Annotated in this window: 27 protein-coding genes; 14 read left to right on the forward strand and 13 right to left on the reverse strand. The window is 60.7% G+C overall.

Annotated elements, in window-relative coordinates; all coding sequences use genetic code 11:
- Positions 1 to 110: 110 nt before the first annotated feature.
- From ftsH to ybgC, 10 genes are all read right to left on the reverse strand, one after another.
- Positions 111 to 2042: an ATP-dependent zinc metalloprotease FtsH gene (gene ftsH / locus J2J98_RS17540; RefSeq protein WP_064708826.1), complete on the reverse strand. Its 1932-nt coding sequence runs from the start codon at positions 2040 to 2042 to the stop codon at positions 111 to 113.
- A gap of 97 nt (positions 2043 to 2139) precedes the next feature.
- Positions 2140 to 3510: a tRNA lysidine(34) synthetase TilS gene (gene tilS, locus J2J98_RS17545; protein WP_207601710.1), complete on the reverse strand. Its 1371-nt coding sequence runs from the start codon at positions 3508 to 3510 to the stop codon at positions 2140 to 2142.
- A gap of 11 nt (positions 3511 to 3521) precedes the next feature.
- Positions 3522 to 4511, reverse strand: a complete 990-nt coding sequence (gene ybgF, locus J2J98_RS17550) for a tol-pal system protein YbgF (RefSeq protein WP_207601711.1) — start codon at positions 4509 to 4511, stop codon at positions 3522 to 3524.
- A gap of 167 nt (positions 4512 to 4678) precedes the next feature.
- The gene (gene pal / locus J2J98_RS17555) at positions 4679 to 5212 is read right to left on the reverse strand and encodes a peptidoglycan-associated lipoprotein Pal (protein ID WP_064708823.1); all 534 of its coding nucleotides are present in this window, start codon (positions 5210 to 5212) and stop codon (positions 4679 to 4681) included.
- Between the two features lie 148 nt (positions 5213 to 5360).
- Complete coding sequence (tolB, locus tag J2J98_RS17560) at positions 5361 to 6668, reverse strand: Tol-Pal system beta propeller repeat protein TolB (protein ID WP_207601712.1); 1308 nt, start codon at positions 6666 to 6668, stop codon at positions 5361 to 5363.
- Positions 6669 to 6690: 22 nt separating this feature from the next.
- A complete protein-coding gene (locus J2J98_RS17565; protein WP_207601713.1) occupies positions 6691 to 7092 on the reverse strand; it encodes a hypothetical protein in 402 nt (133 codons plus the stop codon).
- Positions 7093 to 8238: a hypothetical protein gene (locus tag J2J98_RS17570; protein ID WP_207601714.1), complete on the reverse strand. Its 1146-nt coding sequence runs from the start codon at positions 8236 to 8238 to the stop codon at positions 7093 to 7095.
- Between the two features lie 8 nt (positions 8239 to 8246).
- The gene (tolR, locus tag J2J98_RS17575) at positions 8247 to 8702 is read right to left on the reverse strand and encodes a protein TolR (protein ID WP_003566333.1); all 456 of its coding nucleotides are present in this window, start codon (positions 8700 to 8702) and stop codon (positions 8247 to 8249) included.
- 18 nt (positions 8703 to 8720) lie between these two features.
- On the reverse strand, positions 8721 to 9440 hold the full coding sequence (gene tolQ, locus J2J98_RS17580; protein WP_064708821.1) for a protein TolQ: 720 nt from the start codon (positions 9438 to 9440) through the stop codon (positions 8721 to 8723).
- Between the two features lie 382 nt (positions 9441 to 9822).
- Entirely contained in the window at positions 9823 to 10278 is a 456-nt protein-coding gene (ybgC, locus tag J2J98_RS17585; protein WP_064708820.1) for a tol-pal system-associated acyl-CoA thioesterase, read from the reverse strand.
- 142 nt (positions 10279 to 10420) lie between these two features.
- Here ybgC and J2J98_RS17590 point away from each other — a divergent pair, with 142 nt between their 5' ends.
- The 7 genes from J2J98_RS17590 (at position 10421) to J2J98_RS17620 (ending at position 16751) form a co-directional block, all read left to right on the forward strand.
- Positions 10421 to 11641, forward strand: coding sequence for an NAD-dependent epimerase/dehydratase family protein (locus J2J98_RS17590; protein ID WP_064712135.1), 1221 nt, complete (start codon positions 10421 to 10423; stop codon positions 11639 to 11641).
- 100 nt (positions 11642 to 11741) lie between these two features.
- Positions 11742 to 12566 carry a glycosyltransferase gene (locus tag J2J98_RS17595; protein ID WP_207601715.1) on the forward strand — a complete coding sequence of 275 codons (825 nt, stop codon included), beginning with the start codon at positions 11742 to 11744 and terminating at the stop codon, positions 12564 to 12566.
- On the forward strand, positions 12563 to 13480 hold the full coding sequence (locus J2J98_RS17600) for an NAD-dependent epimerase/dehydratase family protein (RefSeq protein WP_207601716.1): 918 nt from the start codon (positions 12563 to 12565) through the stop codon (positions 13478 to 13480). Before J2J98_RS17595 ends, J2J98_RS17600 begins: the two co-directional genes overlap by 4 nt.
- A 57-nt stretch (positions 13481 to 13537) precedes the next feature.
- Positions 13538 to 14227, forward strand: coding sequence for a guided entry of tail-anchored proteins factor 1 (locus J2J98_RS17605; RefSeq protein WP_138394828.1), 690 nt, complete (start codon positions 13538 to 13540; stop codon positions 14225 to 14227).
- Between the two features lie 100 nt (positions 14228 to 14327).
- Positions 14328 to 14915 carry a 5-formyltetrahydrofolate cyclo-ligase gene (locus J2J98_RS17610; protein WP_064708815.1) on the forward strand — a complete coding sequence of 196 codons (588 nt, stop codon included), beginning with the start codon at positions 14328 to 14330 and terminating at the stop codon, positions 14913 to 14915.
- 3 nt (positions 14916 to 14918) lie between these two features.
- Positions 14919 to 15743 carry a TIGR00282 family metallophosphoesterase gene (locus J2J98_RS17615; protein ID WP_138394830.1) on the forward strand — a complete coding sequence of 275 codons (825 nt, stop codon included), beginning with the start codon at positions 14919 to 14921 and terminating at the stop codon, positions 15741 to 15743.
- A 162-nt stretch (positions 15744 to 15905) separates the two neighbouring features.
- Entirely contained in the window at positions 15906 to 16751 is an 846-nt protein-coding gene (locus J2J98_RS17620; RefSeq protein WP_138394831.1) for an MBL fold metallo-hydrolase, read from the forward strand.
- A gap of 33 nt (positions 16752 to 16784) precedes the next feature.
- On the opposite strand, the gene J2J98_RS17625 is transcribed toward J2J98_RS17620, so the two are convergent.
- On the reverse strand, positions 16785 to 17288 hold the full coding sequence (locus J2J98_RS17625; RefSeq protein WP_064708900.1) for a pyridoxamine 5'-phosphate oxidase family protein: 504 nt from the start codon (positions 17286 to 17288) through the stop codon (positions 16785 to 16787).
- Between the two features lie 141 nt (positions 17289 to 17429).
- Here J2J98_RS17625 and J2J98_RS17630 point away from each other — a divergent pair, with 141 nt between their 5' ends.
- The gene (locus J2J98_RS17630; RefSeq protein WP_064708812.1) at positions 17430 to 18176 is read left to right on the forward strand and encodes a YebC/PmpR family DNA-binding transcriptional regulator; all 747 of its coding nucleotides are present in this window, start codon (positions 17430 to 17432) and stop codon (positions 18174 to 18176) included.
- Positions 18177 to 18240: 64 nt separating this feature from the next.
- Here J2J98_RS17630 and J2J98_RS17635 read toward each other — a convergent pair whose 3' ends face one another.
- Positions 18241 to 19242, reverse strand: coding sequence for an LLM class flavin-dependent oxidoreductase (locus tag J2J98_RS17635; RefSeq protein WP_207601717.1), 1002 nt, complete (start codon positions 19240 to 19242; stop codon positions 18241 to 18243).
- A 123-nt stretch (positions 19243 to 19365) separates the two neighbouring features.
- Positions 19366 to 21681, reverse strand: coding sequence for a methyl-accepting chemotaxis protein (locus J2J98_RS17640; RefSeq protein ID WP_207601718.1), 2316 nt, complete (start codon positions 21679 to 21681; stop codon positions 19366 to 19368).
- 243 nt (positions 21682 to 21924) lie between these two features.
- Between J2J98_RS17640 and ruvC the strand changes: the two genes are divergently transcribed.
- The 6 genes from ruvC to J2J98_RS17670 all read left to right on the forward strand — a co-directional run bounded on the left by ruvC (position 21925) and on the right by J2J98_RS17670 (position 25802).
- Complete coding sequence (gene ruvC, locus J2J98_RS17645) at positions 21925 to 22434, forward strand: crossover junction endodeoxyribonuclease RuvC (protein ID WP_064708809.1); 510 nt, start codon at positions 21925 to 21927, stop codon at positions 22432 to 22434.
- Positions 22435 to 22488: 54 nt separating this feature from the next.
- Positions 22489 to 22752, forward strand: a complete 264-nt coding sequence (locus J2J98_RS17650; protein WP_207601719.1) for an AbrB/MazE/SpoVT family DNA-binding domain-containing protein — start codon at positions 22489 to 22491, stop codon at positions 22750 to 22752.
- A complete protein-coding gene (locus tag J2J98_RS17655; RefSeq protein ID WP_207601720.1) occupies positions 22733 to 23149 on the forward strand; it encodes a type II toxin-antitoxin system VapC family toxin in 417 nt (138 codons plus the stop codon). Before J2J98_RS17650 ends, J2J98_RS17655 begins: the two co-directional genes overlap by 20 nt.
- A 12-nt stretch (positions 23150 to 23161) precedes the next feature.
- On the forward strand, positions 23162 to 23776 hold the full coding sequence (gene ruvA / locus J2J98_RS17660; RefSeq protein WP_207603161.1) for a Holliday junction branch migration protein RuvA: 615 nt from the start codon (positions 23162 to 23164) through the stop codon (positions 23774 to 23776).
- 82 nt (positions 23777 to 23858) lie between these two features.
- Entirely contained in the window at positions 23859 to 24899 is a 1041-nt protein-coding gene (ruvB, locus tag J2J98_RS17665; RefSeq protein ID WP_064708805.1) for a Holliday junction branch migration DNA helicase RuvB, read from the forward strand.
- Complete coding sequence (locus tag J2J98_RS17670; RefSeq protein ID WP_207601721.1) at positions 24900 to 25802, forward strand: metallophosphoesterase; 903 nt, start codon at positions 24900 to 24902, stop codon at positions 25800 to 25802.
- The last annotated feature ends 2 nt before the right edge of the window (positions 25803 to 25804 follow it).

Here is a 25804-nt window from a genome sequence, read left to right on the forward strand (position 1 = left end):
CGGCAATCGGCACGTAAATTAGCGAGAAAAATGATTATATCCCGTTACCAATGAAAAAGGCCGGATCTCCTATGTCGGAAATCCGGCCCCTTTTGAGATCGCGTCGCAGCTCAATGCGGCTGCGGTTCGAGGCCGCCTTCAGGCTCATCGCCCTTGGTGGCGGGCCGCACGCCAGCCTTCGGAACGGCCGACCCCCGGCTCGGCGGCGAATCGTCGCCGAGATCGCGGGAGGGCTTCTCGCCGCGGATCAGAGCCTTGATCTCCTCACCGGTCAACGTTTCGTATTCGAGCAGGCCTTCGGCAAGGGCGACGAAGTCGTCGTGCTTTTCCGTCAGGATCGTGCGGGCCTGAGTATAGGCTTCGTCGATCAGGCGACGCACTTCATTGTCGATCTTCTGCGCGGTCGCTTCCGAGACATTCTTCGACTGCGAAACCGAGTGGCCGAGGAAGACTTCCTGTTGGTTTTCGCCGTAGGCGACCTGACCAAGCTGGTCGGAGAAGCCCCACTGCGTGACCATGGCGCGGGCAAGTTTGGTCGCCTGCTCGATGTCGGAAGAGGCGCCTGATGTGATGTTCTCCTTGCCGAAGGTGAGCTCCTCGGCAACGCGGCCGCCCATCATGATGCAGAGGCGCGAGACCATCCATTTGTAGCTCATCGAGTAGCGATCGCCCTCGGGAAGCTGCATGACCATGCCGAGCGCACGGCCCCGCGGAATGATCGTCGCCTTGTGCAGCGGATCGGCGACGGCGACGTTCAGCGCGGTGATGGCGTGGCCGGCTTCGTGATACGCGGTGAGCTTCTTCTCCGCTTCGGTCATTGCCGAAGAACGGCGCTCGGCGCCCATCATGATCTTGTCCTTGGCGTCTTCGAACTCCTGCATGGTGACGACGCGCTTGTTGCGGCGGGCGGCCATTAGGGCGGCTTCGTTGACGAGGTTCATCAGATCGGCGCCGGAGAAACCGGGCGTGCCGCGGGCGAGAACCTTGAGATCGACATTCGGCGCCAGCGGAACGTTGCGGGCATGCACCTTGAGGATGCGCTCGCGGCCGACGATATCAGGGTTCGGCACCACGACCTGCCGGTCGAAACGGCCGGGACGCAGCAGCGCCGGATCGAGAACGTCAGGGCGGTTGGTGGCGGCGATCAGGATCACGCCTTCATTCGCCTCGAAGCCGTCCATTTCGACCAGCAGCTGGTTCAGCGTCTGTTCGCGTTCATCATTGCCGCCGCCGAGACCGGCGCCGCGATGGCGGCCGACGGCATCGATTTCGTCGATGAAGATGATGCAGGGCGCGTTCTTCTTCGCCTGCTCGAACATGTCGCGCACACGGCTTGCACCGACGCCGACGAACATTTCGACGAAGTCGGAACCGGAAATAGTGAAGAAGGGCACGTTGGCCTCGCCTGCGACCGAGCGGGCGAGCAGCGTCTTACCGGTGCCCGGTGGGCCGACCAACAGCACGCCGCGCGGAATTTTACCGCCGAGACGCTGGAACTTCTGCGGATCTCGCAGGAATTCGACGATTTCCTCGAGATCCTGCTTGGCCTCGTCGACGCCGGCGACATCTTCAAAGGTCACGCGGCCATGCGCTTCCGTCAGAAGCTTGGCCTTGGACTTGCCGAAACCCATCGCGCCGCGTGAGCCGCCCTGCATCTGCCGCATGAAAAACAACCAGACGCCGAGAATGAGAAGCATCGGCAGCAAGGTGCCGAGATAGCTCAAAAAACCCGAAGAACCATCCGTTTCTGGACGGGCGGAAACCAGCACATTCTTCTGCTGCAGGCGATCGAGCAGACTGTCGTCGATGACAGGCGAATAGGTCTGGAAGGTGGTGCCATTTTCAACATAGCTTCCGGAGACACGGTTGCCCGTGACCACGACTTCCTTCACACGGCCCGCATCAACCTCACGCAGAAACTGCGAATAAGGGATATCGCGGGAGCCCGTCTGCGCCGGCGCCGTCTGAAACATGCTGAAAAGGGCGATCAGCAGAAGCGCGATGATCGCCCACAAGGCGAAATTACGTAAGTTAGGGTTCATTGAACTCCCCAGCACTGCAACAGCCGCCTCATGGCGACCGTCTTATTAGGTTCTAACATAGGGTTGCGCCGAGCTGTTGCCAAGGCAATCCCCCAAGTCAGATGGTTTTTCCGTCAATACTTCTTAAAGGCAGCCCCGCATAGGGCGCCATCGCGAAAACCGCCGAAAGCCTATCAGCAAAGATGAAATCAAATCGTGTCAAAAAGCGGTCGAAGGGCGCGAAATAGGGCGTCAGATCGATCCCACTGGCCAATTCCTGAAATAAGGGAGCTCCCGCTACCGATAAAACCGGCGCCGAGGCGATGGCGCGTTTCCATGCCGCCTTGGGCAGGTGCCCAAAATGATGCTCCCCCGTTCCTGTCCTCGGGCTCGACCCGAGGGATTTTAATGAGGCGGAGTGTGTGGCGGCGGCTTCGATTGCAACCGGGGCCGTCGACCCATTGCGCGCCTGGAATCTCCCATCCCACACCCCCGTCTCACCCGGCTGCAATACCAGCGGCACAATCCCCCGGCTCTCGCGCGACAGATAAAGCCCGTCACGCCTGAGATCGAAAACTACTCTGCCAAGGGTCATGCGCCCCAGCCTGCCGCCCGCGGCAAATGACAGAAGGCGCTCCAACTGCGCCCCGCCCGGCACGAATTGCTGACCGCCGAAGACGGCCGTCAGGCGGCCGAGCGAATAGTCCAGAACTGCGCGATCCTGCCGCAAACCATCAGCAGTGACCTGCCCCAGCAGGCAGCCATGAAGCCTGAAGTGACAATTCAGCCATTCGGCGGCTCGGGACGACAGAGCCAGCCGCTCTTCCCACGCGGCGCGAATATCCATCTCTGTCGCCGGCTCGGCAGATATCTGCCGGCGCATCCGCACCCGCTCGTACCTCACGTCCTCATTGCTAGGATCATCGATCCACCGCACGCCCCGCTCCCGCAGGAAAGTGCGGATATCGGCCCGCGTGGAAAAAAGAAGCGGCCGCAAAATCCAGAAGCGCCGATCGAAGAGCACGGCGTCGGCGATGCCGCTCGAAAGCTGCTCAGTTCGCATCTCGCGCATCCGCAGCGTTTCGCGCTGGTCGTCCAGCGTATGGCCGGTTACGATGAGATCGGCGTTGAGCGCTTCCGCTGCCTCAGCCAGAAGGCTGTAACGGACCTCGCGGGCAGCAGCCATGATACCGGTTTTAGGCTTTTCGCCCTGCCACGTCGAAACAATATGGGGAATGCCGTGGGATGCACAGAGGGTTTCAACCTCTCGCGCCTCGTCTGCGGAGCCGGCGCGCAACGCGTGGTCGATGGTTGCGGCACAAAGGGAAATTTCAAGATGGGGGGCGGCCTTCACGGCTTCATCGAGGAGGAGAAGCAGGCCGGTGGAATCGCTGCCGCCCGAGATCGCGACGAGAATGCGCGCAGGATTTCGAAGCGATGCGAGAAACTGGCGGATCGCCTGTCGAGGCGAGACGGCTTCCGGAGACATTCCGGAAGACCTCAGCAGGCGAGGCGTTTCTGTTCGCTCGCAACCTTGCTTATGACGGCGCGTGACGCCTTCGGATAGCGCTTCGAGACTTCGCGCAGCGTCGCGCAGGCCGTCTCCTTATTGTCGAGGGCAGCAAGCGACATGCCGAGCTTCAGCAGCATTTCCGGCGCTTTTTCCGAGCTGCCGTATTTTTGATGCGCGTTGAGGAAAGTCTTGGCGGCTTCGTTGTATTTACCCTGCGAATAGAGCGCTTCGCCGAGCCAGAAATTGGCGTCCGCTGCCCGGGCGCTGGTCGGGTAACGGGCAATGTACTGGTTGAACTCCTCCTCGGCCGTGCCGTAATCGCCCGACAATACGTGGCCGTAGGCTGCCTTGTACTGATCAGCCTCGCTGCCGAGCGAGGCCGTCTGCTGCGGCGCGCCGCTGTTGGCCTTGAGAGTCGGGCCGGACCCGATGGTAGCGTTTTCATCGACGGTTCCGCCGATCGGATTGCCGTTCTGGTCGAACTCGATCGAGCCAAGCTGTTTCGGCGGCTGGCCTAGGCCGGTATTATCAGGCACATCGGTGGAGGGAGCCGTTTCGGCCCCCTGCGGTGCTTGAATCAATCTGGCGACGTCATCGCTCCCGGACGCTGCCGGAGCGGCATCGGTCTCGCTCTTCTTGACGGGAGCCTTGGCGCCACCGCTGCCGGACCCGGTTTTTTCGAGCTGCTGGAAGCGGAATTCATTGTCTTCCTGCTGTTTGCGGATCGTCTCCTGCATCTGCAGGAGCTGAAAGCTCATCTCTTCGATCCGGCCGTTCAATTGCCGCATCTGCTCTTCGAGCTGCTGCACGCGAACCTCGGCATCGCCGCTCTGCACCTTGACAACAGGCGGCGCCGACTGGCTGTCCGCGGATCGGCCGCCTAGATGCAGCCCGAAGAACGACGCCGAATAGGCCGCTCGTTCGCTCCCGGTCACAGCCGCCAGGCACAGCATGCCTGCCACGACAAGTTTTTTCATATGTATCGTCCTGTCCCAGTGATTCTTCGCGCCTTGAGGCACGAACAGGAGATTTTTCCAATTGCTGTCAAAAAGCAACGGAGTCTGGCCAAAGTGTGGTCAAAAAGAAAAGGCGGCCCCGATGGGACCGCCTTCCGAACTGCGCAGATCGACAAATTACATCAGGCTTACATGCCGGCGCCGCCGAGCACGGTGACGGCACGGCGATTCTGCGACCAGCAGGAAATATCGTCGCAGACGGCGACCGGGCGTTCCTTGCCGTAGGAGATCGTCTTCATGCGCTGTGACGGAACGCCGCGCGAAGCGAGGTAATCCTTGGTGGCAGCCGCACGACGGGCGCCGAGCGCCAGGTTATATTCGCGCGTGCCGCGTTCGTCGGCATGGCCTTCGACGGTGATCTGGTAGTTGGGGTAGCGGCCAAGCCACTGCGCCTGACGGTCGAGCGTCTGCGCGGCATCGGCACGGATCGACGAGGAATCAGTGTCGAAGAAGATGCGGTCGCCGACATTGACCGTGAAGTCCTGCGCGGAGCCTGGCGTTGCAGCACCGGCACCGAGGCCGAGTTCACCGGCGCTGTTCGGTACGCCGTTCTTCTTATTGGCGCAACCCGCGAGAGCGAGACCAGCGACGAGCGCGATCATGACGGGGTTACGGGCGAAATTCTGCATGCGGCTCACTGCCGGGGTGTGAATTCGGCTCATGGCCGGGTCTCCTTGCGATTTCAGGGTTTCCGGACAGTAACCGCACTCGGTTAACCGCCCCTCAAAGATTATGGTTAACAATTTACTGATTTGTCTCGTAGTCGCCGGTTCCACGACTTTGAGGCGACATGAGGGCATTGTGCACTCGCTACTCCAGAAGTGGTGACCAGGCCGGGTCGGAAGCATAGCTCGGCGTCTTGACCAGCTGTTCGTTGTAGCCGGTCAGGTCAATTGAGTAGAGCTGCGGGCCGCCTGAACCTGCCGCCTGACGGAAGAACATCAGGACGCGACCGTTCGGCGCCCAGGTCGGGCCTTCATTGTGGAAGCCGGTCGTCAGGATGCGTTCGCCCGAACCATCCGGCTTCATCACGCCGATCGAGAACTTGCCGCCCGCCTGCTTGGTGAAGGCAATGAGATCGCCGCGCGGCGACCAGACCGGCGTCGAATAGGAGCCGTCGCCGAAGGAAATACGGGTCTGGCCGGAACCATCGGCATTCATCACGTAGATCTGCGGTTTACCACCGCGGTCGCTTTCGAAGCTGACGCGCGAGCCATCAGGCGAATAGGACGGGGAGGTGTCGATCGCCGCCGTCGAGGTCAGTCGTGTCGTCGTGCGCGAGCGCAGGTCCATCGTATAAATATTGGAATTGCCTTCCTGCTGCAGGCTCATGATCACCTTCTGGCCATCCGGCGAAAAGCGGGGCGAGAAAGTCATGCCGGGGAAGTTGCCGACAACCTCGCGCTGCCCGGTTTCGAGCTGCAGCAGATAGACCCGCGGCTGCTGGTTGGCGAAGGACATGTAGGTGACCTCCTGCCGGCTCGGCGAGAAGCGCGGCGTCAGCACGAGGTCGCTGCCATCGGTCAGCATCCGCACGTTGAAGCCGTCCTGGTCCATGATCGCCAGCTGCCGCTTGCGCTGCTGCTTGGTGCCGGATTCAGAGACGAAGACGACGCGGGTGTCGAAATAGCCTTCCTCGCCGGTGATCTGCTTATAGATCGCGTCGGCGATGATGTGCGCGACACGCCGCCAGTTCTCTGGCTGGGTAAAGAACTGCTGGCCGGTCATCTGCTGGCCGGCGAACGGGTCCCACAGTCGGAATTCGGCGCGAAGGCGGCCATCCGCTTCCTTGGTAACCCGGCCGGTGACCAGCGCCTGTGCATTGATGACTTTCCAGTCCTCGAAACGTGGTGCTGCATCCGGATTGGAGATCTTTTCGATAAAGGCGGTTTTGTTGATCGGTGCGAAGAGACCAGATCGCTGCAAGTCGGCGGTGATGACTTGCGAGACCTGCGCGCCCATGTCGCCCTGGAAATCCGTCACCGCAATCGGCATCGGCTGGACATTGCCTTTTCGAAGGTCGAGGGTGACCAACGCGTTCGCCGGCGTCGTAAAGGCTGCGACCCCAATCAGGCCTGCAATGACCATCAGAGCGCGGATGAGGGAACACTTGACCATATCAAACAAGCCTTTCAGCATCTTATTGGGCAAAGCCGCTGGTGTCGAAGTTCAAAACGACTTCCTTCCAGACATCGTATTTTTCTTTCGGGAGCATGGTGAATGGCGCGGAACGCCGGGCCGCAGCCGACATACTTTTCCGAGCGGCTTCGGTGCCGCCCGAAGCTGTTACCTTAGGTGAACCAACGATCGCGCCAGTCTTATCGAGCCACAGGTGGATAGTGATCACGACTCCGCCGTCGCTCGCCCGCACGGGAGGAACATTGAAGGAGGAAGCGATTGCGCGCTGCAAATCCACGGCCGACTTATCAGAGATCGCCGCGTCGACCGGCTGTGCCAACACTTCAGGCGCACAAGCCAGAATCGTTCCGAGCATGATGGCGGCTGCAATAGACTTGTTGCCATGGGACAGGTCCATCAGCATTCAAATCCCCATATCGCTGGGATGAAAGTTAAGGACAACCTCGTTCCACACGTCATACTTGTCCATCGGAAGCGTCGTGCGGAACGAGGGAGCAGATTTCATCACGGCACGGTAAGCGCCACTTTCCAGCGCACGACGCGTTGAATCGGTGCTGCTTCCACCGGAAGACTCGATTTCAGGCTGGCCGATGATGTTTCCATCTTTATCGAGCTTGAAACGCACCGTGATGACCATGCCGGAAAGGCCTTCCATTCCCGGAGTAATAAGCCAGTTACCCTGGATCAACCCCTGTAGCGCATCTTGTTCGCTTTGGCTGAGCTTGGAGCCGCCATTGCTCTTCTTCGCCCCCAGCGACGCCTCCTGCGTCGAGCGGTTGGCGCCGCCGGCGGAGGGATCCGTCTTGTTCAGCAAGGCCGAAATCTCGTCCGCGTTGAAGTCGCTCTTCATTGAAGAAGCCGATTTCGCCACTTCCTGTTTCTTGTCGGCCTTCTTCTTGTCTGTCGGTCTTTCTGCAGCCTTCGGCTCGTCCGGCGTTTTTTCCGGCGGCTTTTCAGCAGACTTCTTTGGTTCCGGCGGCTTGACTTGCGGCTTGACGACCGGCGTCGGCACCTTGTCCGGTAAGGCTTCGGCCTCCGGCTTCGGCGGCTCTTCAGGCTTGGCCTGTTCTTCCGGCGGCTTCTCTTCCGGTTTCGGCGGCGTTACCTCGACCGGCTTCGGCGGGGGAATGGAGGCGACCTCCTTCGGCTGCTCGACCTCCGTCTCTTCCTTGTTGATTTCCTTGACGTCGTTCGGCTTGGGATCGACTTGAGGCTGCGGCTTCTCGCTCGAATTTGCCGCGGCGGCTTCGCTGTTGCTCGGTTTGGCGTTCGGCACCGGCGGCGTCTTCAGGTCGATATTGTTGTCGCCGGCATTCTCCGCAGGCTGCGTGATCGGCGGCCGAGTCGTCGGCACGGGCGCGGACGTTTCCTTCTTCGGAGCCGTCTTTTCGCCCTGCTGCATCTGGGTGATGGATTCCACCGGCACGAGATCGACCGGCATCGCCTCGAAATCCTCGACCTTAAAGGACTCCGGCGCGCCGAGCGACACCATGGCCCAGGTGAGCACCAGGCCATGCAGAACAGCAGATGTGACGACGCTGGCCTTCATGTTGAGCGCTATTGGTCCTTCTTCTGCTGCGTCACGAGGCCGATATTCTTAAAGCCGGCCCCCTGGATGCGAGCCATGACGTCGGCGATGACGCCGTAGGGTGCCGTCGCGTCGCCGCGCACGAAGATGCGTTCGTTATAGCCGGTGGTCGCGATCGCCTCGAGCTTGGCGGCGATCTCGGCCGCCGGGATCGGCGTTTCCTGCAGGAACACCTCGCCGTCGTTCTTGACCGAAATCGTGATCGGCTGCGTCTCGGAATTCAGCGCCTTGGCCTGCGTTTCCGGCAGGTCGATCGGCACGCCGACCGTCATCATCGGTGCTGCCACCATGAAGATGATCAAAAGCACGAGCATGACGTCGACGAGCGGCGTCACGTTGATTTCAGAAATGACGGCCTTGTTCCGACCGCCGCGACGGCGGCGTCCGCCGCCCCCGCCGCCATTGCCTCCAACAGCCATACCCATGTCAGATTACTCCGTTGGTTACTGAGCGGCAGCGCGCGGCTGCAGCTTCTCGTCGATCTGGCGCGAAAGTATGGCGGAGAATTCGTCTGCGAAGCCTTCCATGCGGGCCGAAAGCTTGCCGGCGTCAGCGGAGAACTTGTTGTAGGCGATAACCGCCGGGATAGCGGCGACGAGGCCGATCGCGGTGGCAAGCAGCGCTTCGGCGATACCGGGCGCAACAACCGCGAGATTGGTCGACTTCGAACCGGCGATCGCCTGGAACGAGGTCATGATACCGACGACCGTGCCGAAGAGACCGATGAACGGCCCCGCCGAACCGATGGTCGCAAGGGATCCCAAACGGGCGCCGAGATATTCGGTTTCACGGGCGAGCGTTACGTCCATGGCGCGGTCGATACGCATCTGCAGGCCGATCGGCGAGCGGGCGCCGCGTTCAAAGGATTTCTTCCACTCGCGCATGGCCGCGACGAAGATTGCCGCCAGACCCGTATTGTTGCGTTCCGACAGCGAGCGGTAGAGTTCTTCCAGCGACTGGCCCGACCAGAAAACCTGCTCGAACTTGTCGAACTGCCGCCGTGCGCGGCCATAGGCCAGATACTTGTCGATGACGATCGCCCAGGTCCACACCGAGGCCGCGATGAGCCCGAGCATGACGAGCTTGACGACGAGGCCGGCCTGCATGAAAAGCGACCAGAGGCTGACGTCCGTCGTTGCTGCTGCCAATCCTACTTGTTCCATTGATTCAAAATCCCCGAATCCAAACGCCCGGCGCTGGACCGGGCGGCACAAAGTGATCTCGCAAGAAGTGTCCGGCGGCCGCCGCCCAAAGCCCTGGTCAAGCTTCCAAGCTCATCTTCCGCCTTCTTGCCGTCAAATTTGGTCAAAGGAAGGCGTGCACCGCACAAACTCCGACTTTCCCAGTAAGACACTATTATGGTTAATAGATCGTTAGTTCTGGAGTGTGACAGTAAGCCTGTGTTCGGAAGGTTTTGTTCCATGGATTACTTGACCGGAGCAAGGTCCGGTTGCCGAAAAGGCGCTCGTCCTGCGGCGCGCGAATTCCTTCACATAAAGATCAAGTTTTGACAAGCGCATAATTGCCGCTGGCAGGCGGTTCGCTCTATAGCGGCTTGCTGCCTTCCAGGAATTTCATTGCCAGCGTTTCCGGCAGCCGCCTCGGCCGGCCCTTCGCATTGATGACGGCAATGATCACCTTGGCGGCAATCAACAGCGTCTCGCCGCAACGAATCTGCTGATTGAGCACCATTTTGGCGCCGCCGGCTTTTTCCGTGTGCGTCAGGATCGTCAGCACATCATCCATGCGCGCCGGGCTCTTGAAGTCGATCTCCATGCGGTGGACGACGAAGACGAGCCCCTCCTCATCGGCGCTGACGAGCTCGCGCTGCTCGACTCCGAGGCAGCGCAGGTAATCGGTGCGGCCACGCTCGAGGAAATGCAGATAGCGGGCGTGATAGACGAGGCCCGAGAAATCCGTATCTTCATAATAGACCCGCTGAACAAGGCGATGTCCTGCCTCCGTCAGCTCTCCCGAAATGGAAAAAGGGCGTTCCGTCATAATTTTCTCCAAACTGAGGTGCCCTCTTTGGCGCAATGCTTCCCGACAGGCAAGCATTGAATGCCGCGGCCGGCAGGCATTGAATGATTGTCATAATTTCTAATTATTCCCGGTAACGGGCGACCAATCAGGAGACGATACGATGAAGATTGCGGTTATGGGCGGAGATGGTTTCATTGGGTGGCCAACATCGCTGCATCTCTCCGATGCCGGTCACGACGTCCATATCCTCGACAACCTCTCGCGCCGCTGGATCGACACCGAGCTCGGCGTCCAGTCGCTGACGCCGATGGATTCGATCCAGGAGCGCACCCGCATCTGGCATGCCGAGACAGGACGCCGCATCCATTTCAACCTGATTGACCTCGCCAGGGATTACGAGCTGCTGAAGAACTGGCTTGCCGAGCACCGGCCGGATGCCATTGTCCATTTTGCAGAGCAGCGCGCGGCGCCCTATTCGATGAAGAGCGACCGCCACAAGAACTACACGGTCAACAACAATGTCAGCGCCACGCATAACCTCTTGAACGCCTTGACCGAGCTCAATCTCGATGCCCACCTCGTCCATCTCGGCACCATGGGTGTTTATGGCTATTCGACTGTCGGCGCCGCGATCCCGGAAGGTTACCTGCCGGTTGGGATCGAGACTGCAAGCGGCGAGACGGTCAGCCAGGAAATCCTCTATCCCGCCAATCCCGGCTCAATCTATCACATGACCAAGTGCCTGGATCAGCTTCTCTTCCAGTTCTACGCCAAGAATGACGGCTTGCGGATCACCGACCTCCACCAGGGCATCGTCTGGGGTACGCATACCGAGCAGACGCGCCGCCACGCGCAGCTTATCAACCGTTTCGATTACGATGGCGATTACGGCACGGTGCTGAACCGCTTCCTCATTCAGGCAGCAATCGGTTATCCGCTGACGGTGCATGGCACCGGCGGCCAGACCCGCGCCTTCATCCACATCCAGGATTCGGTGCGTTGCATCGAGCTGGCGCTCAAGAACCCGCCTGTCCGCGGCGCCCGCGTCGAGATCTTCAATCAGATGACGGAAACCCACCGGGTACGCGACCTCGCCGAGATGATCGCCAGGATGAGCGGCGCCAAGATCGCCTGGCTGCCCAACCCGCGCAAGGAAGCCGCCGAGAACGAGTTGATCGTCAGGAATGAGAAGTTCCTCGACCTCGGTCTTGAGCCGATCACCCTGGAAACCGGCCTGCTCGGAGAGATCGTCGACGTGGCGAAGAAATTCGCCTATCGCGTCGACCGCGCACGGGTGCCTGCTGTCTCCGCCTGGACCAGGGATATCGCCGCGACGATCGACCACGATCCGGAAGGTAAGCGGTTGAAGTCCGTCTCGTGAGCACGAAAAGCACTTGCATTGGGAAGTGGAGCAACCAGAAACTCCCTCATTTCTGTGCTTGTCACAGGAATGAGGGAGCACATCGAGGCAGTCGAACACGATGAACGCTTCGTCTGTATTCGCCTACGTCACCCTCGTCACCAATGCCGACTATGCCATGGGCGCCACCGCCCTCGCCCGCTCCTTGCGCCGCACCGGCACCAGCGCCGACATCGTCGTCCTCCACAGCGGCGGCGTTGACGGAGCCGCTCTCGCCCCGCTCAAGAGCCTTGACTGCCGCCTGATCCCAGTCGAGCACCTGCCGCTTTCCGATGCCTTCAACGAACGCCACGCCCGCGGCCATCTCCACTCAGCTGCCCCTTTCACCAAAGGCCGCAAGCCGGCCTTTCATTCGCCGCTCGACAATTTCTGCAAGCTCAGGCTTTGGCAGCTCGTCGAATACGAGCGCTGTGTGTTCATTGACGCCGATGCACTGGTGCTGAAGAACGTCGACAGGCTCTTTCTCTATCCGGAATTTTCCGCCGCTCCCAATGTCTATGAGAGCCTCGCGGATTTTCGCCGCATGAATTCCGGCGTCTTCGTCGCCACGCCGTCGCATGACACATTCCGGCACATGCTCGAATACCTTGACAGGCCGGAGATCTTCTGGCGACGCACCGATCAGACGTTTCTGGAGACGTTCTTCTCGGAATGGCACGGCCTGCCGGTCTATTTCAACATGCTGCAATATGTATGGTTCACCATGCCTGAGCTTTGGGACTGGAAGAGCATTTCGATCGTGCACTACCAGTATGAAAAACCGTGGGAAAAGGATCATCCCAAGGCAAAACAGCTACAACCTTTGATCGATCTATGGAATCGTATACACGAGGGCGGCGATCTGCCCGAGATCACGGCGCTCAAGAATCCGGAAGGGACAGCATGAAAGTTCTGGTATCCGGGGGAACGGGTCTCGTCGGCCGTTACGTCGTCGAGGAACTGCTGGCCGCCGGCTATCAGGTGATCGTCGGCGCACGCCGGGCGCCGCTGCCCCGCTTCTTCTCCCGCCCGGTCGAATTTGCGGCGCTCTCCCTCGATCCGGACAAAGACCAGATCGATGTTTTCGACGATGCCTATTTCTTCGTCCACGCCGCCTTCAGCCATCTCCCTGGAAAATATCGCGGCGGTGAGGGCGACGATCCTAAAACCTTTCAAAAATTGAATCTCAACGGCAGCGTCCGGCTTTTCGAAGCGGCCAAACGTGCCGGCACGCGCCGTTGTGTCTTCCTGTCCAGCCGCGCCGCCTATGGCGACCATCCTCCGGGAGTCGAGCTTACCGAGACGATGCTGGCTAAGCCCGAGACGCTTTACGGTCAGATCAAACTCGATACCGAACGAGCATTAGCCGAACTTAAGTCCCCCGGGTTTGCAGGCGTGAGTCTGAGGGCGACCGGCGTCTATGGCGATCTTTTTCCCAACAAATGGGATGGCCTCATCGCCGATTATCTCGCCGGCCGGCCGGTCGCTGCTCGCGTGGGAACGGAGTTACACGGCCGCGACCTCGCGCGGGCGGTGCGACTGATGCTGGAGACGGAAAGCACCCGAATCTCGGGCGAGATATTCAACATCTCGGATATATCAGTAGACACCAACGATATCCTCTCACCCATCCGTCGCGAGATGGGCTGTCGGCACGCTCTGCCGGCTGCTGCCGATAAAGCGGTGCTAAACCCAATGAGCACGGCGAAAATCCGTGCGCTCGGCTGGACGCCTGGCGGAACCGCTCTTTTCGAAGAGACGATGCACCGGCTCGCCGCCGGCTTGTCGCAATCCCGAGGACACAGGTCCACACAAGTCTGACATTGCAGAATAAGCCCAAATCGTCATTGGGACCCGAACTGCCATTCGGGGATTGTTATGCAAGTCGCAACCACACCAGCTTCCCTCATCTCGCTCAGCACGTCCTCGGCTGGAACATCCGCAACTGACGACGAAGCCAATCTGGGAGTGCTGAAGCTACAGCGCGCCACACAGGCACTGCAGCAGATGCGGCAGACCCTGGCGAGTTCAGTGGACGAAGCCAAGGCGAAGGCCCAACGTAAGCTCGAACAGGCGAAACAGGAGCTGGAGATGCTGAAGAGCTCCAACATGCCTCCTGAGGTGGTCGCACGTCTCGCCGCCGAGCTGGCGCGCAAGGTCGGCAGCGCCGCCTCTGAATTCGCGTCGGCGGTCGCGACCGGCAGCCCGACAACGGCTGTTCCGGCGGATGCAACTACGAATTCTGCTGGAGCGGCATTGACCGACGCCGACGCTATGTTGGCTAACACCTCGGCCGAAACCGACGCGCCGGAACCTATCGACGCTGCTCAAGCTCGCAAAGCCTACGGGGATACGGTTGAGGATAGCACTGAGTCTTCGGGCATCTCAGCCGAGGATCGCGAGGTGATGGAAGAGTTCAAGCAGCTCGTGCGCGAACTCAAGCAGCTCCTCGAAAGGGCGATGCGTGAGCTTCGTCAGCAAGACGAGCAGCCACGCGCCTATGCCGCTCCTGATATGGTAAGCCTCTCAAGCCACGTCGTGGTGATGCCGACAAGCATCGTCATCTGACACCTTGGCGGTGAAAGCGGGCGCAGCCTAGTCGCAGCCGGCATTTGCATCGGATCTCCAGCTGGCTATGCTCGGCCGAACCACTAATCCGGCAGATCGAATGACCACAAGAGAATTGAAAGCGCAGTTGCGCAACGACCGCCTGGCCGCCCGCGATGCCATCGCTCCTGAAGAGCGCATCTCCAAAAGCCTCGCAATGGCCGATCACGCCGGCGAGGCGGTCGCCTTCGAGCCAGGCACCATCATCTCCGGCTTCCTGCCGATCCGATCGGAGGCCGATCTCAGGCCGCTGATGGCGCGCTTTGCAGCACGCGGCGCCCGGCTCTGCGTGCCGGCGATCCTCGACAAGCAGACCATCGTCTTTCGCGAGATGGCGGAAGACACACCGCTTGTGGCTACCGGTTTCGGCACGGTCGGCCCCACCGAGCACGCCGCCGTCCTCGACCCCGAGATCATGCTGGTGCCGCTTTCGGCCTTCGATGTCAGAGGTCATCGCATCGGCTACGGCGCCGGTCATTACGATCGCGCCATCAGCCGGCTCAAAGAGAAAGGGCTGCATCCGAAGCTGATCGGCATTGCATTCGACTGCCAGGAAGTGGCACATGTGCCCGACGAGCCGCATGACGTAAGCCTGGATGCTATCCTGACAGAAAGCGGCCTTCGCTTTTTTGCCTCTTGGATTGGATAGGGAATGCGGCTGCTTTTTCTGGGTGACATGGTCGGGAAGACGGGGCGCACCGCGGTATGGGACCGCCTGCCCGGCCTAATCTCCGACCTCAAGCTCGATTTCGTCATCGTCAACGGCGAGAATGCTGCCGGCGGCTTCGGCATCACCGAGGACATCTTTCTGGAAACGATCAATGCCGGCGCCGATGTGGTGACCACAGGCAATCACGTCTGGGACCAAAAGGAAGCCGTCGCCTTTGCCGGACGGCACGACCAATTTCTGCGGCCGGCCAATTATCCCCAAGGCACACCAGGCCGCGGCTCCGGGCTTTTCTACGCCAGGAACGGCGCGCGTGTGCTCGTTGCCAACGTCATGGGTCGCGTCTTTATGCATCCGGAACTCGACGATCCCTTCAAATCGGCCGAAGCGATCCTCGATGCATGCCCGCTGAAGGAGCAGGCCGATGCGATTATCTTCGATTTCCACGCTGAAGCGACCAGCGAGAAGCAATGCTTCGGCCATTTCGTCGACGGCCGCGCCAGCTTTGTCGTTGGCACCCATACGCATGTGCCGACTGCCGACGCCCAGATCCTGAACGGCGGCACCGCCTACATGTCGGATGCCGGCATGTGCGGCGATTACGACTCCTCCCTCGGCATGGACAAGGAGGAGCCGCTCAACCGCTTCATCTCCAAGATGCCGAAAGGCCGCATGGAAGCGGCGAGCGGCCCGTCGACAATCTGCGGCGTCGGCGTGGAGATTTCCGATGCGACGGGACTGGCCGAGAAGATCGCGCCGCTTCGGCTCGGGCCGCGGCTGGCCGAAACGGTGCCGGAATTCTGGCGGTAATTCCCCACCCAGACATCCATCCAACACGCAATCGTGAGCGTCCTCCATCTAGACCGCCGCGACCTCATGCCGCATCCTCGCGCCGCCAATGCAAAGTGAGCGAGCGTCTTTAGCGCCCTTCGGACGCGCGGCTCTCCTCGTCAAAGCGCCGGAGGGGGTGGCATGAAGCCGCAATATCTTATCCTCGCTATTGCATGCCTTGCGGCCTTCGCCGCACCTGGTCCTTCCGGGGCCCAGGAGCAGCGCCCGCCCGTCAGCCAATGCCAGGCAATCGCCGAGAATATTCCCAAAGCGACTTTCGCCAGTTTTTCCGGCGAGCCGACGCTGATGCCTGCCGTATCCGAGGGCGAGGACGTCAAACTCACCTATCTCGGCCATTCCACCTTCGAAATCGAGACACCCGGCGGCATCGTCATCGCGACGGATTATAATGGCTGGTACAGGCCGGCGACGACCCCCGATGTCGTCACGATGAACAAGGCTCACACGACACACTTCACCCTGACGCCGGAGCCTGACATCAAGCATGTGCTCCACGGCTGGAGCGACGTGCCAGGCGAGACGGCGAAAATCAATCTCGTGGTCGGTGATGCCTATATCCGCAACGTTACCACGGATATCCGCTTCAGTTACGGCCTTGGCGGCTCGCAGGAGGATGGAAACTCGATTTTCATCTTCGAAATAGCCGGCCTCTGCATCGGTCACCTCGGCCATCTCCATTACGAGTTGACTGATGTCCATTATACCGAGATCGGCCGCCTCGACGTCGTCATGGTGCCGGTCGACGGCGGCCTGACAATGGGCGCCGACAGCATGAGCCGCGTCATCAAGCGGCTGCGCTCATCGGTGATCCTGCCGATGCACCGCCGCGGCCCGCCGGTGAATGCCTTCGTCTCCATGTTCGGAAAGGACTTCGATATCACCTATGCGCCTGATGACAGTATCACTGTCTCCATGCGCACGCTTCCAAAAAAGCCGCTGATCTACGTGATGAAAGGCGTGCAGTAAAAAAGTGCCGGCAGGCCTCTCCTACCTTATTGATCAGGCGAATTGCAGGTGACGTTTGACGCCGACGTCAGGCATTTTGTCATCGTCGAGATTGGCCTTGGCAATCTCCCAGCCGAATTTTAGCGTGCTGCCCGTGGAAACCCAGATGTCGGCATCGTCGACATGCAGGGAGAGCATGGTGAGTTTCGGGTCTTTCTTGCCGCCGTCATACCAGGCCGCCACGATTGAACTCCAATATTCCTCGATCTTCGATGGGTCGGGGCGTACTTCGATCACGCCGGAAAGGCAGGCGTGATAGTCGTGATCCTTGCCGATGAGGCAGAAATGCGCGCGGCTACCAGGTTTGATGGCGCGCACGATATCGGCGTCGGTCTTGGTGTAGAACCAGATCGTGTTGGTGGTGGGATCGGCATGCGGCGCCATCGGCTGCATGTGCATGTCCAGTCCGGAAATTCCAAGCATGCCGGCATGAACACCGTTGACCTGATCCCAAAGCTGACGTGCTGGTTGCTCCCGCGCCTCGCTGAGACTTGCCATGACCGTTCCTTTCGGTTGGATGGAGTTCGGTTGAAACGTCATCCTTTCGCCTTTGTTCCGAACTGCTTTTCCCTTGAACGGCTGCCGTTTCGCTCTTATAAGGCGGCCCATTCCGAACAATGAGACGTGAACAGGGGTGCCATGGCTGGCCATTCACAGTTTAAAAACATTATGCACCGCAAAGGCCGTCAGGATGCCGTGCGTTCGAAAATGTTCTCCAAGCTTGCGCGCGAAATCACCGTTGCGGCCAAGGCCGGCCTGCCCGACCCGTCGATGAACGCCCGTCTTCGCCTGGCAATCCAGAACGCCAAGGCCCAGTCCATGCCGAAGGACAATATCGACCGCGCCATCAAGAAGGCCGCCGGCGCCGAAGGCGAGAACTATGATGAAGTCCGCTACGAGGGTTATGGCCCGGGCGGCACGGCGATCATCGTCGAGGCCCTGACCGACAATCGCAACCGCACCGCTTCCAACGTCCGCTCGATCTTCACCAAGGCCGGCGGCGCTCTTGGGGAAACCGGTTCCGTTTCCTTCTCCTTCGATCATGTCGGCGAAATTACCTACAAACTTTCCGTTGGCGACGCCGACATGGTGATGGAAGCCGCGATCGAGGCCGGGGCCGACGACGTCGAGACAGACGAGGAGGGCCACTACATCACCTGCGCCTTTGAAGCCCTCGGTGAAGTGTCGAAAGCGCTGGAGGCAAGCCTCGGCGAAGCAGAAACCGTCAAGGCCGTCTGGCGCGCCCAGAACAACGTGCCGGTGGACGAGGAAAAGGCGCAGTCGCTGATGAAGCTGATCGACTCGCTCGAAGACGACGATGACGTGCAGAACGTCTATTCAAACTTCGAGGTCTCGGAAGAGGTCCTGGCGAAGCTTTCGGCCTGAACTTTTCCAATGAAACCCGGCCGTGACGCCGGGTTTTCCGTCTCTCGGGATGCCGCCTACTTTCCTACGCAGCGACCCGCATGAAATTTCCAAGACCTGCGAACAGTTCCACCGACTTCAGCCGCGCCTCGATATCATGAATCGGCATCGAGATGATCACCTCGTCGGCCTGCGTCTCTTTGAGAAATTCCGACAGTTTCGCCTCCGCCGTCTCCGGCGAGCCGACCACGGCGTAACGCAGCGTGTGTTCGACGTTCATCTTCTCCATCGGCGACCAGAAGCCTTCCATATCGGCCACCGGGCGTGGGAAGGGACCACGGACATTGCGGCGCAGGTTGACGAATTGCTGCTGGGCCGACGTGAAATGGTAGCGTGCTTCCTCGTCCGTCGCCGCCACCGCGCCCATGACGCCGACCATTACATGGGGCTTGTCGAGCGTCGTCGAGGGCTGGAAGCGGTCGCGGTAGATCGCGATCGCATCGAGCAGCATGTCGGGTGCGAAATGCGAGGCGAAGGCATAGGGAAGCCCAAGCATCGCGGCGAGCTGGGCGCTGTAGAGGCTGGAGCCGAGCAGCCAGATCGGAATATGCGAACCACTGCCCGGGACCGCTAGGATTGCTTGGTTCTCGACCGGCGTGCCGAGAAGCTGCTGCAATTCCACGACGTCATTCGGAAAGCTATTCGCGCCCGCCTCGAGATTGCGCCGCAGCGCCTGTGCCGTGCGCATGTCCGTTCCCGGCGCTCGCCCGAGGCCGAGATCGATGCGGCCGGGAAAGAGCGCCTCCAGCGTGCCGAACTGTTCGGCAATCACGAGGGGCGAATGATTGGGCAGCATGACGCCGCCGGAGCCGATGCGAATGCGCTTGGTGGCGGCGCCGACATGGCCGATGACGACGGCGGTCGCCGCGCTGGCGATTCCCGGCATGCCGTGATGCTCGGCGAGCCAGAAGCGCTTGTAACCGAATTCTTCAGCCTTCTGAGCCATGCGCGCCGAGCTTTCGAGCGACTGGCGCACGGTGCTGCCTTCGGCAACGGGAGAAAGGTCAAGTATGGAGAAGGGAACCATGGGAACCTGCGGGGCAGTTGAAGGATGCCGTCTATGTAGGTTGGCGCCCGCCCCATTCCAAACAATCCATGCAAACAAAAGGGCCGCGCGAGGCGGCCCTTGTCGAAGATCGCAAGCGGCGCCTCACCGGTGACGACGCAGCACATGAACCTCTGCGCTCGGCCTGTAATGCCCCTGCGGCAGCGTGAAATTGCCGAGCTGGCGGTCCATTTCCACAGCTTCCGTCGCCAGCCGGTGGATTGCCGCCGTCGTCTCCTCGACCATTGAGGCGTTCTGCTGCGTCATCGCATCGAGTTCGGCCACGGCGTTGTTGATCTCGCGCAAGGTATTGGCCTCCTCGCGGGTCGATTCCATGATCTCGTTGATCTGCCCGTTGATCGCCTCGACATGGGCGCCGATGCCGGTCAGGGCAACGCCGGCCTTTTCGACCAAGGCAACGCCGCTTTCGACCTCATGCGTCGACTTCTGCAGCAGGCTGGAGATTTCCTTTGCCGCGCTCGATGAGCGTTGGGCGAGTTCCCGGACTTCCATAGCGACGACGGCAAAGCCTTTGCCCGATTCTCCCGCGCGCGCCGCTTCGACGCCGGCATTGAGCGCCAGGAGGTTGGTCTGGAAGGCGATGTCGTCGATGACCGATATGATCGTGTTGATCTGGCGCGAGGAGGCCTGGATCGCCTCCATCGCCGCAATCGTCTCCCGCATGATCTGGCTGGAGCCGGTCGTCTCCTTCTTCGCGTCGCGGGCGATGCGCTCGGCCTGTTCGGCCCGCTCGATCTGGCGGCGGACGGACTGAGTGATGGCGCTGATCGCGTTCGCCGTCTCGGTGATCGAGCCGGCCTGCCGTTCCGTGCGCCCGGCAAGCTCGTCGGCGCCCGTGCGCATCTCCTCGGAGCCGGCGCGCACCGCCATCGAGTTGCCGCCGATCGCCGTCATGGTTTCGCTGAGTGTTGCGAGCGCCTCGTTGAAATTGACGCGCAGGCTTTCGAGCTCGTTCGGGAAGCGGTTGTCGATCTGGTAGGCGAGATCGCCGCCTGCCAGATGATGCAGGCCCTCGTCGAGCGCTTCCACCACCTGCTGCAGCGACTTCGCCTCGGCCTCCCGCTCGGCGAGATTCCGCTGGCGCTCCTGCTCGGCCTGCAGGCGTGTCACTTCGCTTGCCGCTTCGAGTTCGCGGCCTTCGATAAGCGACTGCCGGAAGCGGGCAAGCGCTTTCGCCATCGTGCCGATCTCGTCCTTGCGGTTCAGGCTGCCGATCTCGCTGTCGAGCTTACCATCGGCGACATCGCGGGTGACGCCGGCAAGCCGCGCCAGCGGCGAAAAAAGGAAATTGGTGACGAGTCCGGTTGCGATCGCCATGACGACGAGCACACCCAAGCCAATCATCGTGAGCAAAGTGGCGATTTCGATAGAGCCGGCATTGAGCTCGCTGAGCAGCACGCTCTCGACCACGAGAAAGCGGCCGCCGCGATAGTCGATGCCACGGACATAGGCGCGGGCCGCACCATCCGCCCTGTCAAAATCGGCCACGGTCATCGCGGAGCTGGCGAGCGCGTCCTTGATAAAGGTGAAAGGCGTCGCATCCAGTTGCGCAAGCCTGCCGTTCGCGTCGAGACCGACCGCGGAACCATCGCCGGAGACGATTGCCGTCCTCGCCGTGCTCCCCTGGATGATGCCCTTGCCAAGAATGCTGGTGACGATGTCCTCGCGCACCTTGAAGAGGAAGATGCCCTTGGCCGCTCCGAGCTTGACGATCGGCACGGCATAGAAGATCGCCGGTTTACCGCTGGCGGCATCGACGCGCAGGCCGGAAAAACCTGTCGGCGCGGCGTCATCGCTCGCCTTGGCGGTATTCTCGATCGCCTTGGCGAAGGCTTCGCCGGCGCCGGTTGTCTTCCAGGCGTCCGACTTCAGGTTCTCGGCGAAGTCGTTCTCCTTCTTATAGGAATAAAGGACGGTACCATCGAGATCGGCGATCAGCAAATCGCTGAAGGCAGTACCTTCGAGGTCGCGGGCGACTTCGCCCTGCGTCTGTTCATGGTTCGAATAATAGAAACCGCTCGGTCCCTCCGGTTTCATCAGCTTCTCGCGCTGATCGGCCGGGTTGGGATTGCCCTCGATAAAAACCTTCTTCAGCTCGGCGCGGGCATCGCCCGAAGTCTTCTGGATTGTCTTCCAGCCGCTCTTCAAGCTGGTGATCGACATCTGCAGCGCCTCGATGCGCGCAATGGAATTGGCCTGGTTCTCGAGCTGCGCCAGTTGGTCCTGCAACATGTCGCCACGGAAGATCAGCACGCTTTCCTTGGCCTTCAGCGCCTGCTCGTCCGAAATGCGGCTGCTGGCGAAATAGGCAAGCACGTCGATGACCGCGATCGACACCACGGTCATCAGGATGAATGTGCCAATAACCTTGAAGGACAGGGATTGAAATCTCTGAGCCATATACAACGAACCCTTCCGAACGGCGCCTGCCGGCCGGGGCACACAGTGCATCCCCAACCGGCCGACCTGTCAACAGAACATCGGGAGCCCAATTCTTCGTGAACGAGCTCCTCTCACATTCGATGAACTAGAATTCAGGCATCTCTTTTAATTCGCGGTAAATGACCCGCCCTAAAACCGACGGTGTTTTTGTTTTGTTCACATATCGATGGCACTTATTTCGCAGTCGCTATAGGTTGAACCATGCAAAATACGATTCGCATCATTGGCATTGATCCTGGTCTTCGCCGCACTGGCTGGGGAATTATCGAGACATTGGGCAATTCCCTGAGGTTCGTGGCGTCGGGAACCGTGACATCCGATAGCGAGATGGACCTCGCCTCCCGCCTCTGCCAGTTGCATGACGGCCTCGCCGATATCGTCCACGCTCACAAGCCGGATGAAGCCGCCGTCGAACAGACCTTCGTCAACAAGGATGCCGTGGCGACCCTGAAGCTCGGCCAGGCCCGCGGCATCGCCATGCTGGTGCCGGCACGCGCCGGACTGCCGGTCTCGGAATACGCACCGAACGCCGTGAAGAAGGCGGTCATCGGCGTCGGTCACGGCGAAAAGCAACAGATTCACATGATGTTGAAGATCCTGATGCCGAAGGTTGCATTCAAGGGCGATGACGCCGCCGACGCCTTGGCGATCGCCATTTGCCATGCTCACAATCGCGGCGGCAGCCGGATGCGTCAGGCATTGGTCGGATAATTCGTTCTTGACTTGTTCTCATTCGCTGGTAAGTAATACCTCAGAGGTATTACCATGCGCGTGACGGAAAAGGGTCAGGTGACCATTCCTAAGGACATCAGGGACCGTTTGAAGATTGGCCCGGGATCCGAGGTGGATTTCATCGCCGATGAAAAGGGTGCCCGGCTCGTCGTTCTTTCCAGCCGCCCGGAAGCGTCGCAGGACGATTTTGAGTCCTGGCTCGACAGCATGAGCGGTACCCTCGACACCGGCGGCATGACGACAGAGAAATTCATGGAATGGCTGAGGGGACCGCGCGATGACCTCGGTTCTTATTGATACGAACATCTTCATCGACATCTTCGGCCCTGACAACCCCTTCAGGGAATGGTCCGCGCGCGCCTTGAGCGCATTGCGGCCGGATTCACAATTCATCATGACGCCGGTCGTCTGGGCGGAGCTGGCAAGCATGACCCCACGTGAGGAAACTCTTGCATTTCTCCTGTCACGGTTAAACCTGATCCGTGAGGCTTTGCCGTTTTCTGCCGCTTATCGCGCAGGCATGGCGCACGCACAGTATCGAAGAGGCGGCGGCTTGCGCGAGCGCACTCTGCCGGAGTTCTTCATCGGTGCACATGCCCTCGTTCGATCGCATCGCCTTTTGACGCGTGATGGCGCGCGCTACAGCTCCTATTTCCCGGAGCTCGAAATCATTTCCCCCGAAACGCACCCTTGAAAGACCGTGACCATGATCGGCAAGCTGAAAGGCACCATAGACGAGATCGGCGAAGACTATGTGCTCGTTGATGTGCACGGTGTCTGCTACGTCGCCTATTGCTCGGCGCGAACCCTGTCCAAGCTCGGATCGGCGGGCGAAGCCTGTGTGCTTTTCATCGAAACTTATGTGCGCGAGGATCAGTTGAGGCTCTTCGGCTTCATAACGGCGCTGGAAAGGGAATGGTTCAACCTGCTGCAGAGCGTCCAGGGCGTCGGCGCCAAGGTGGCGCTCGCCGTGCTCTCGACGCTGACGCCGGGCGAACTTGCCAATGCGATCGCCCTCCAGGACCGCGCCGCCGTCTCGCGCGCACCGGGCGTCGGCCCGAAAGTGGCGATGCGGCTCGTCACCGAGCTCAAGAACCGGGCGCCGGCCTATGCCGGCGAAGCGATCAATATCGCCCTCAAGCAGGAACTCGGCGAAGGCGTCGCTGCCGCACCGGTTGCCGATGCGGTTTCTGCATTGACCAATCTCGGCTACAGCAGAGACCAGGCGGCAAATGCCGTTGCCGCGGCGATGAAAGCGGCCGGCGAAGGCGCCGATAGCGCCAAGCTGATCAGGCTGGGTTTGAAGGAATTGGCGCGGTGAAGGGCGGAAAATCAACGGTTGGATATCGAGGCAGCCGTTTTTTCGTGTATTGGTGTGAGAGTTTTCGAAACGGAATGAGAGCATGAGTGAACCCGCCCGCCTGATATCGCCGGAAAAGCGGGGCGAAGACCTTGATGTGACGTTGCGCCCGCAATCGCTGGACGAGTTTACCGGCCAGGCCGAGGCGCGCGCCAATCTCAAGATCTTCATCGAGGCGGCCAAAAACCGCGGCGAGGCGCTCGACCATGTACTCTTCGTCGGACCGCCCGGACTCGGCAAAACGACGCTGGCGCAGATCATGGCCAAGGAGCTCGGCGTCAACTTCCGATCGACCTCAGGCCCGGTGATCGCCAAGGCCGGCGACCTCGCCGCCCTGCTCACCAATCTCGAAGAGCGTGACGTGCTCTTCATCGATGAAATTCACCGCCTCAATCCCGCCGTCGAGGAAATCCTCTATCCTGCTATGGAGGATTTCCAGCTCGACCTCATCATCGGCGAAGGCCCTGCCGCCCGCTCGGTGAAGATCGATCTGTCGAAATTCACACTCGTCGCCGCCACCACCCGCCTCGGCCTGTTGACGACACCGTTGCGCGATCGTTTCGGCATCCCGGTGCGGCTCAGCTTCTATACTGTCGAAGAGCTGGAACTGATCGTGCGCCGCGGCGCGCGGCTGATGAACCTGCCGATGACCGATGAGGGCGCACGCGAGATCGCCAGGCGCGCCCGCGGCACGCCGCGTATCGCCGGCCGGCTGCTGCGGCGCGTGCGCGATTTCGCCGAAGTGGCAAGGGCCGAGGCCGTCACCCGCGAGATCGCCGATGAGGCGCTGACCCGCCTGCTGGTCGATAATGTCGGCCTCGATCAGCTCGACAAGCGCTACCTCAACATGATCGCCGTCAACTTCGGCGGCGGCCCGGTCGGTATCGAAACCATCGCCGCCGGCCTTTCCGAGCCGCGCGACGCGATCGAGGATATCATCGAGCCCTATATGATCCAGCAGGGTTTCATTCAGCGCACGCCACGCGGCCGTGTTCTGACCGCAATCGCGTGGAAGCATCTGGGAATGCAGCCGCCAAAGGACATGGAGGCTGCGCAGTTCCGGCTGTTCCAGGAGGACGACTGAGTGATCACCCGCCGCAGATTTTTCAAGCTTGTCGGCGGCAGCGTCGCAGGCCTCATGTCGCTCGGTGGTTACGCCCTCGCCTATGAACCTCTCGCCCGGCTCAGCATCACCCGATACAGGCTGACACCACCGGGATGGACACCCGGCCTCAAGCTCCGCATCGTCGCCCTCGCCGATCTCCATGCCTGTGAACCCTGGATGTCGGTCAACCGCATTGCCGCGATCTGCCGCAAGGCGAACGAACTCGAAGGCGACGTGACCGTTCTTCTCGGCGATTATGCCTCGGGCATGAACATGGTGACGCAGTACGTGCATTCGAGCCAATGGTCCAAGGCGCTCGCCACCCTGCAGGCCCCGCTCGGGGTGCATGCGATCATGGGCAATCACGATTGGTGGGAGGATAGAACCGCCCAGAAGAACGGCGGGATGGACACCTTCGGACACCGGGCGCTCGCCAATGTGGGGGTTTCGGTATACGCCAATCGCGCCGTGCGGCTCGAAAAGGACGGACATGGCTTCTGGCTAGCGGGGCTAGAAGATCAGTTGGCGCTGCTGCCCGGCAGGAAATGGGGTCGCAAGCGCATGCTCGGCCTTGACGATCTCGATGGAACCATGGCTCAGGTCACTGACAACGCACCCGTCATCCTGCTCGCTCATGAGCCCGATATCTTTCCGCGCGTGCCCGAGCGCGTCTCGCTGACGCTGTCGGGCCACACGCATGGCGGACAGATCCGCTTCCTCGGTCGTTCGCCGGTCGTCCCCTCGCGTTACGGCAATCGCTACGCCTATGGCCATATCGTCGAACAAGGGCGTAACATCATCGTCTCCGGCGGCCTCGGCTGCTCCATTGCGCCGGTCCGCTTTGGCGTGCCGCCGGAAATCGTCGTGATCGATCTCGGATAGAA

Source organism: Rhizobium bangladeshense, from assembly GCF_017357245.1.
Taxonomy (GTDB): Bacteria; Pseudomonadota; Alphaproteobacteria; order Rhizobiales; family Rhizobiaceae; genus Rhizobium; species Rhizobium bangladeshense.

Bases quoted from the DNA above. Each gene is read 5' to 3' on its own strand.
- ftsH (WP_064708826.1), bottom strand. From the start codon at position 2,042: ATGAACCCTAACTTACGTAATTTCGCCTTGTGGGCGATCATCGCGCTT.
- tilS (WP_207601710.1), bottom strand. From the start codon at position 3,510: ATGTCTCCGGAAGCCGTCTCGCCTCGACAGGCGATCCGCCAGTTTCTC.
- ybgF (WP_207601711.1), bottom strand. From the start codon at position 4,511: ATGAAAAAACTTGTCGTGGCAGGCATGCTGTGCCTGGCGGCTGTGACC.
- pal (WP_064708823.1), bottom strand. From the start codon at position 5,212: ATGAGCCGAATTCACACCCCGGCAGTGAGCCGCATGCAGAATTTCGCC.
- tolB (WP_207601712.1), bottom strand. From the start codon at position 6,668: ATGGTCAAGTGTTCCCTCATCCGCGCTCTGATGGTCATTGCAGGCCTG.
- J2J98_RS17565 (WP_207601713.1), bottom strand. From the start codon at position 7,092: ATGCTGATGGACCTGTCCCATGGCAACAAGTCTATTGCAGCCGCCATC.
- J2J98_RS17570 (WP_207601714.1), bottom strand. From the start codon at position 8,238: ATGAAGGCCAGCGTCGTCACATCTGCTGTTCTGCATGGCCTGGTGCTC.
- tolR (WP_003566333.1), bottom strand. From the start codon at position 8,702: ATGGGTATGGCTGTTGGAGGCAATGGCGGCGGGGGCGGCGGACGCCGC.
- tolQ (WP_064708821.1), bottom strand. From the start codon at position 9,440: ATGGAACAAGTAGGATTGGCAGCAGCAACGACGGACGTCAGCCTCTGG.
- ybgC (WP_064708820.1), bottom strand. From the start codon at position 10,278: ATGACGGAACGCCCTTTTTCCATTTCGGGAGAGCTGACGGAGGCAGGA.
- J2J98_RS17590 (WP_064712135.1), top strand. From the start codon at position 10,421: ATGAAGATTGCGGTTATGGGCGGAGATGGTTTCATTGGGTGGCCAACA.
- J2J98_RS17595 (WP_207601715.1), top strand. From the start codon at position 11,742: ATGAACGCTTCGTCTGTATTCGCCTACGTCACCCTCGTCACCAATGCC.
- J2J98_RS17600 (WP_207601716.1), top strand. From the start codon at position 12,563: ATGAAAGTTCTGGTATCCGGGGGAACGGGTCTCGTCGGCCGTTACGTC.
- J2J98_RS17605 (WP_138394828.1), top strand. From the start codon at position 13,538: ATGCAAGTCGCAACCACACCAGCTTCCCTCATCTCGCTCAGCACGTCC.
- J2J98_RS17610 (WP_064708815.1), top strand. From the start codon at position 14,328: ATGACCACAAGAGAATTGAAAGCGCAGTTGCGCAACGACCGCCTGGCC.
- J2J98_RS17615 (WP_138394830.1), top strand. From the start codon at position 14,919: ATGCGGCTGCTTTTTCTGGGTGACATGGTCGGGAAGACGGGGCGCACC.
- J2J98_RS17620 (WP_138394831.1), top strand. From the start codon at position 15,906: ATGAAGCCGCAATATCTTATCCTCGCTATTGCATGCCTTGCGGCCTTC.
- J2J98_RS17625 (WP_064708900.1), bottom strand. From the start codon at position 17,288: ATGGCAAGTCTCAGCGAGGCGCGGGAGCAACCAGCACGTCAGCTTTGG.
- J2J98_RS17630 (WP_064708812.1), top strand. From the start codon at position 17,430: ATGGCTGGCCATTCACAGTTTAAAAACATTATGCACCGCAAAGGCCGT.
- J2J98_RS17635 (WP_207601717.1), bottom strand. From the start codon at position 19,242: ATGGTTCCCTTCTCCATACTTGACCTTTCTCCCGTTGCCGAAGGCAGC.
- J2J98_RS17640 (WP_207601718.1), bottom strand. From the start codon at position 21,681: ATGGCTCAGAGATTTCAATCCCTGTCCTTCAAGGTTATTGGCACATTC.
- ruvC (WP_064708809.1), top strand. From the start codon at position 21,925: ATGCAAAATACGATTCGCATCATTGGCATTGATCCTGGTCTTCGCCGC.
- J2J98_RS17650 (WP_207601719.1), top strand. From the start codon at position 22,489: ATGCGCGTGACGGAAAAGGGTCAGGTGACCATTCCTAAGGACATCAGG.
- J2J98_RS17655 (WP_207601720.1), top strand. From the start codon at position 22,733: ATGACCTCGGTTCTTATTGATACGAACATCTTCATCGACATCTTCGGC.
- ruvA (WP_207603161.1), top strand. From the start codon at position 23,162: ATGATCGGCAAGCTGAAAGGCACCATAGACGAGATCGGCGAAGACTAT.
- ruvB (WP_064708805.1), top strand. From the start codon at position 23,859: ATGAGTGAACCCGCCCGCCTGATATCGCCGGAAAAGCGGGGCGAAGAC.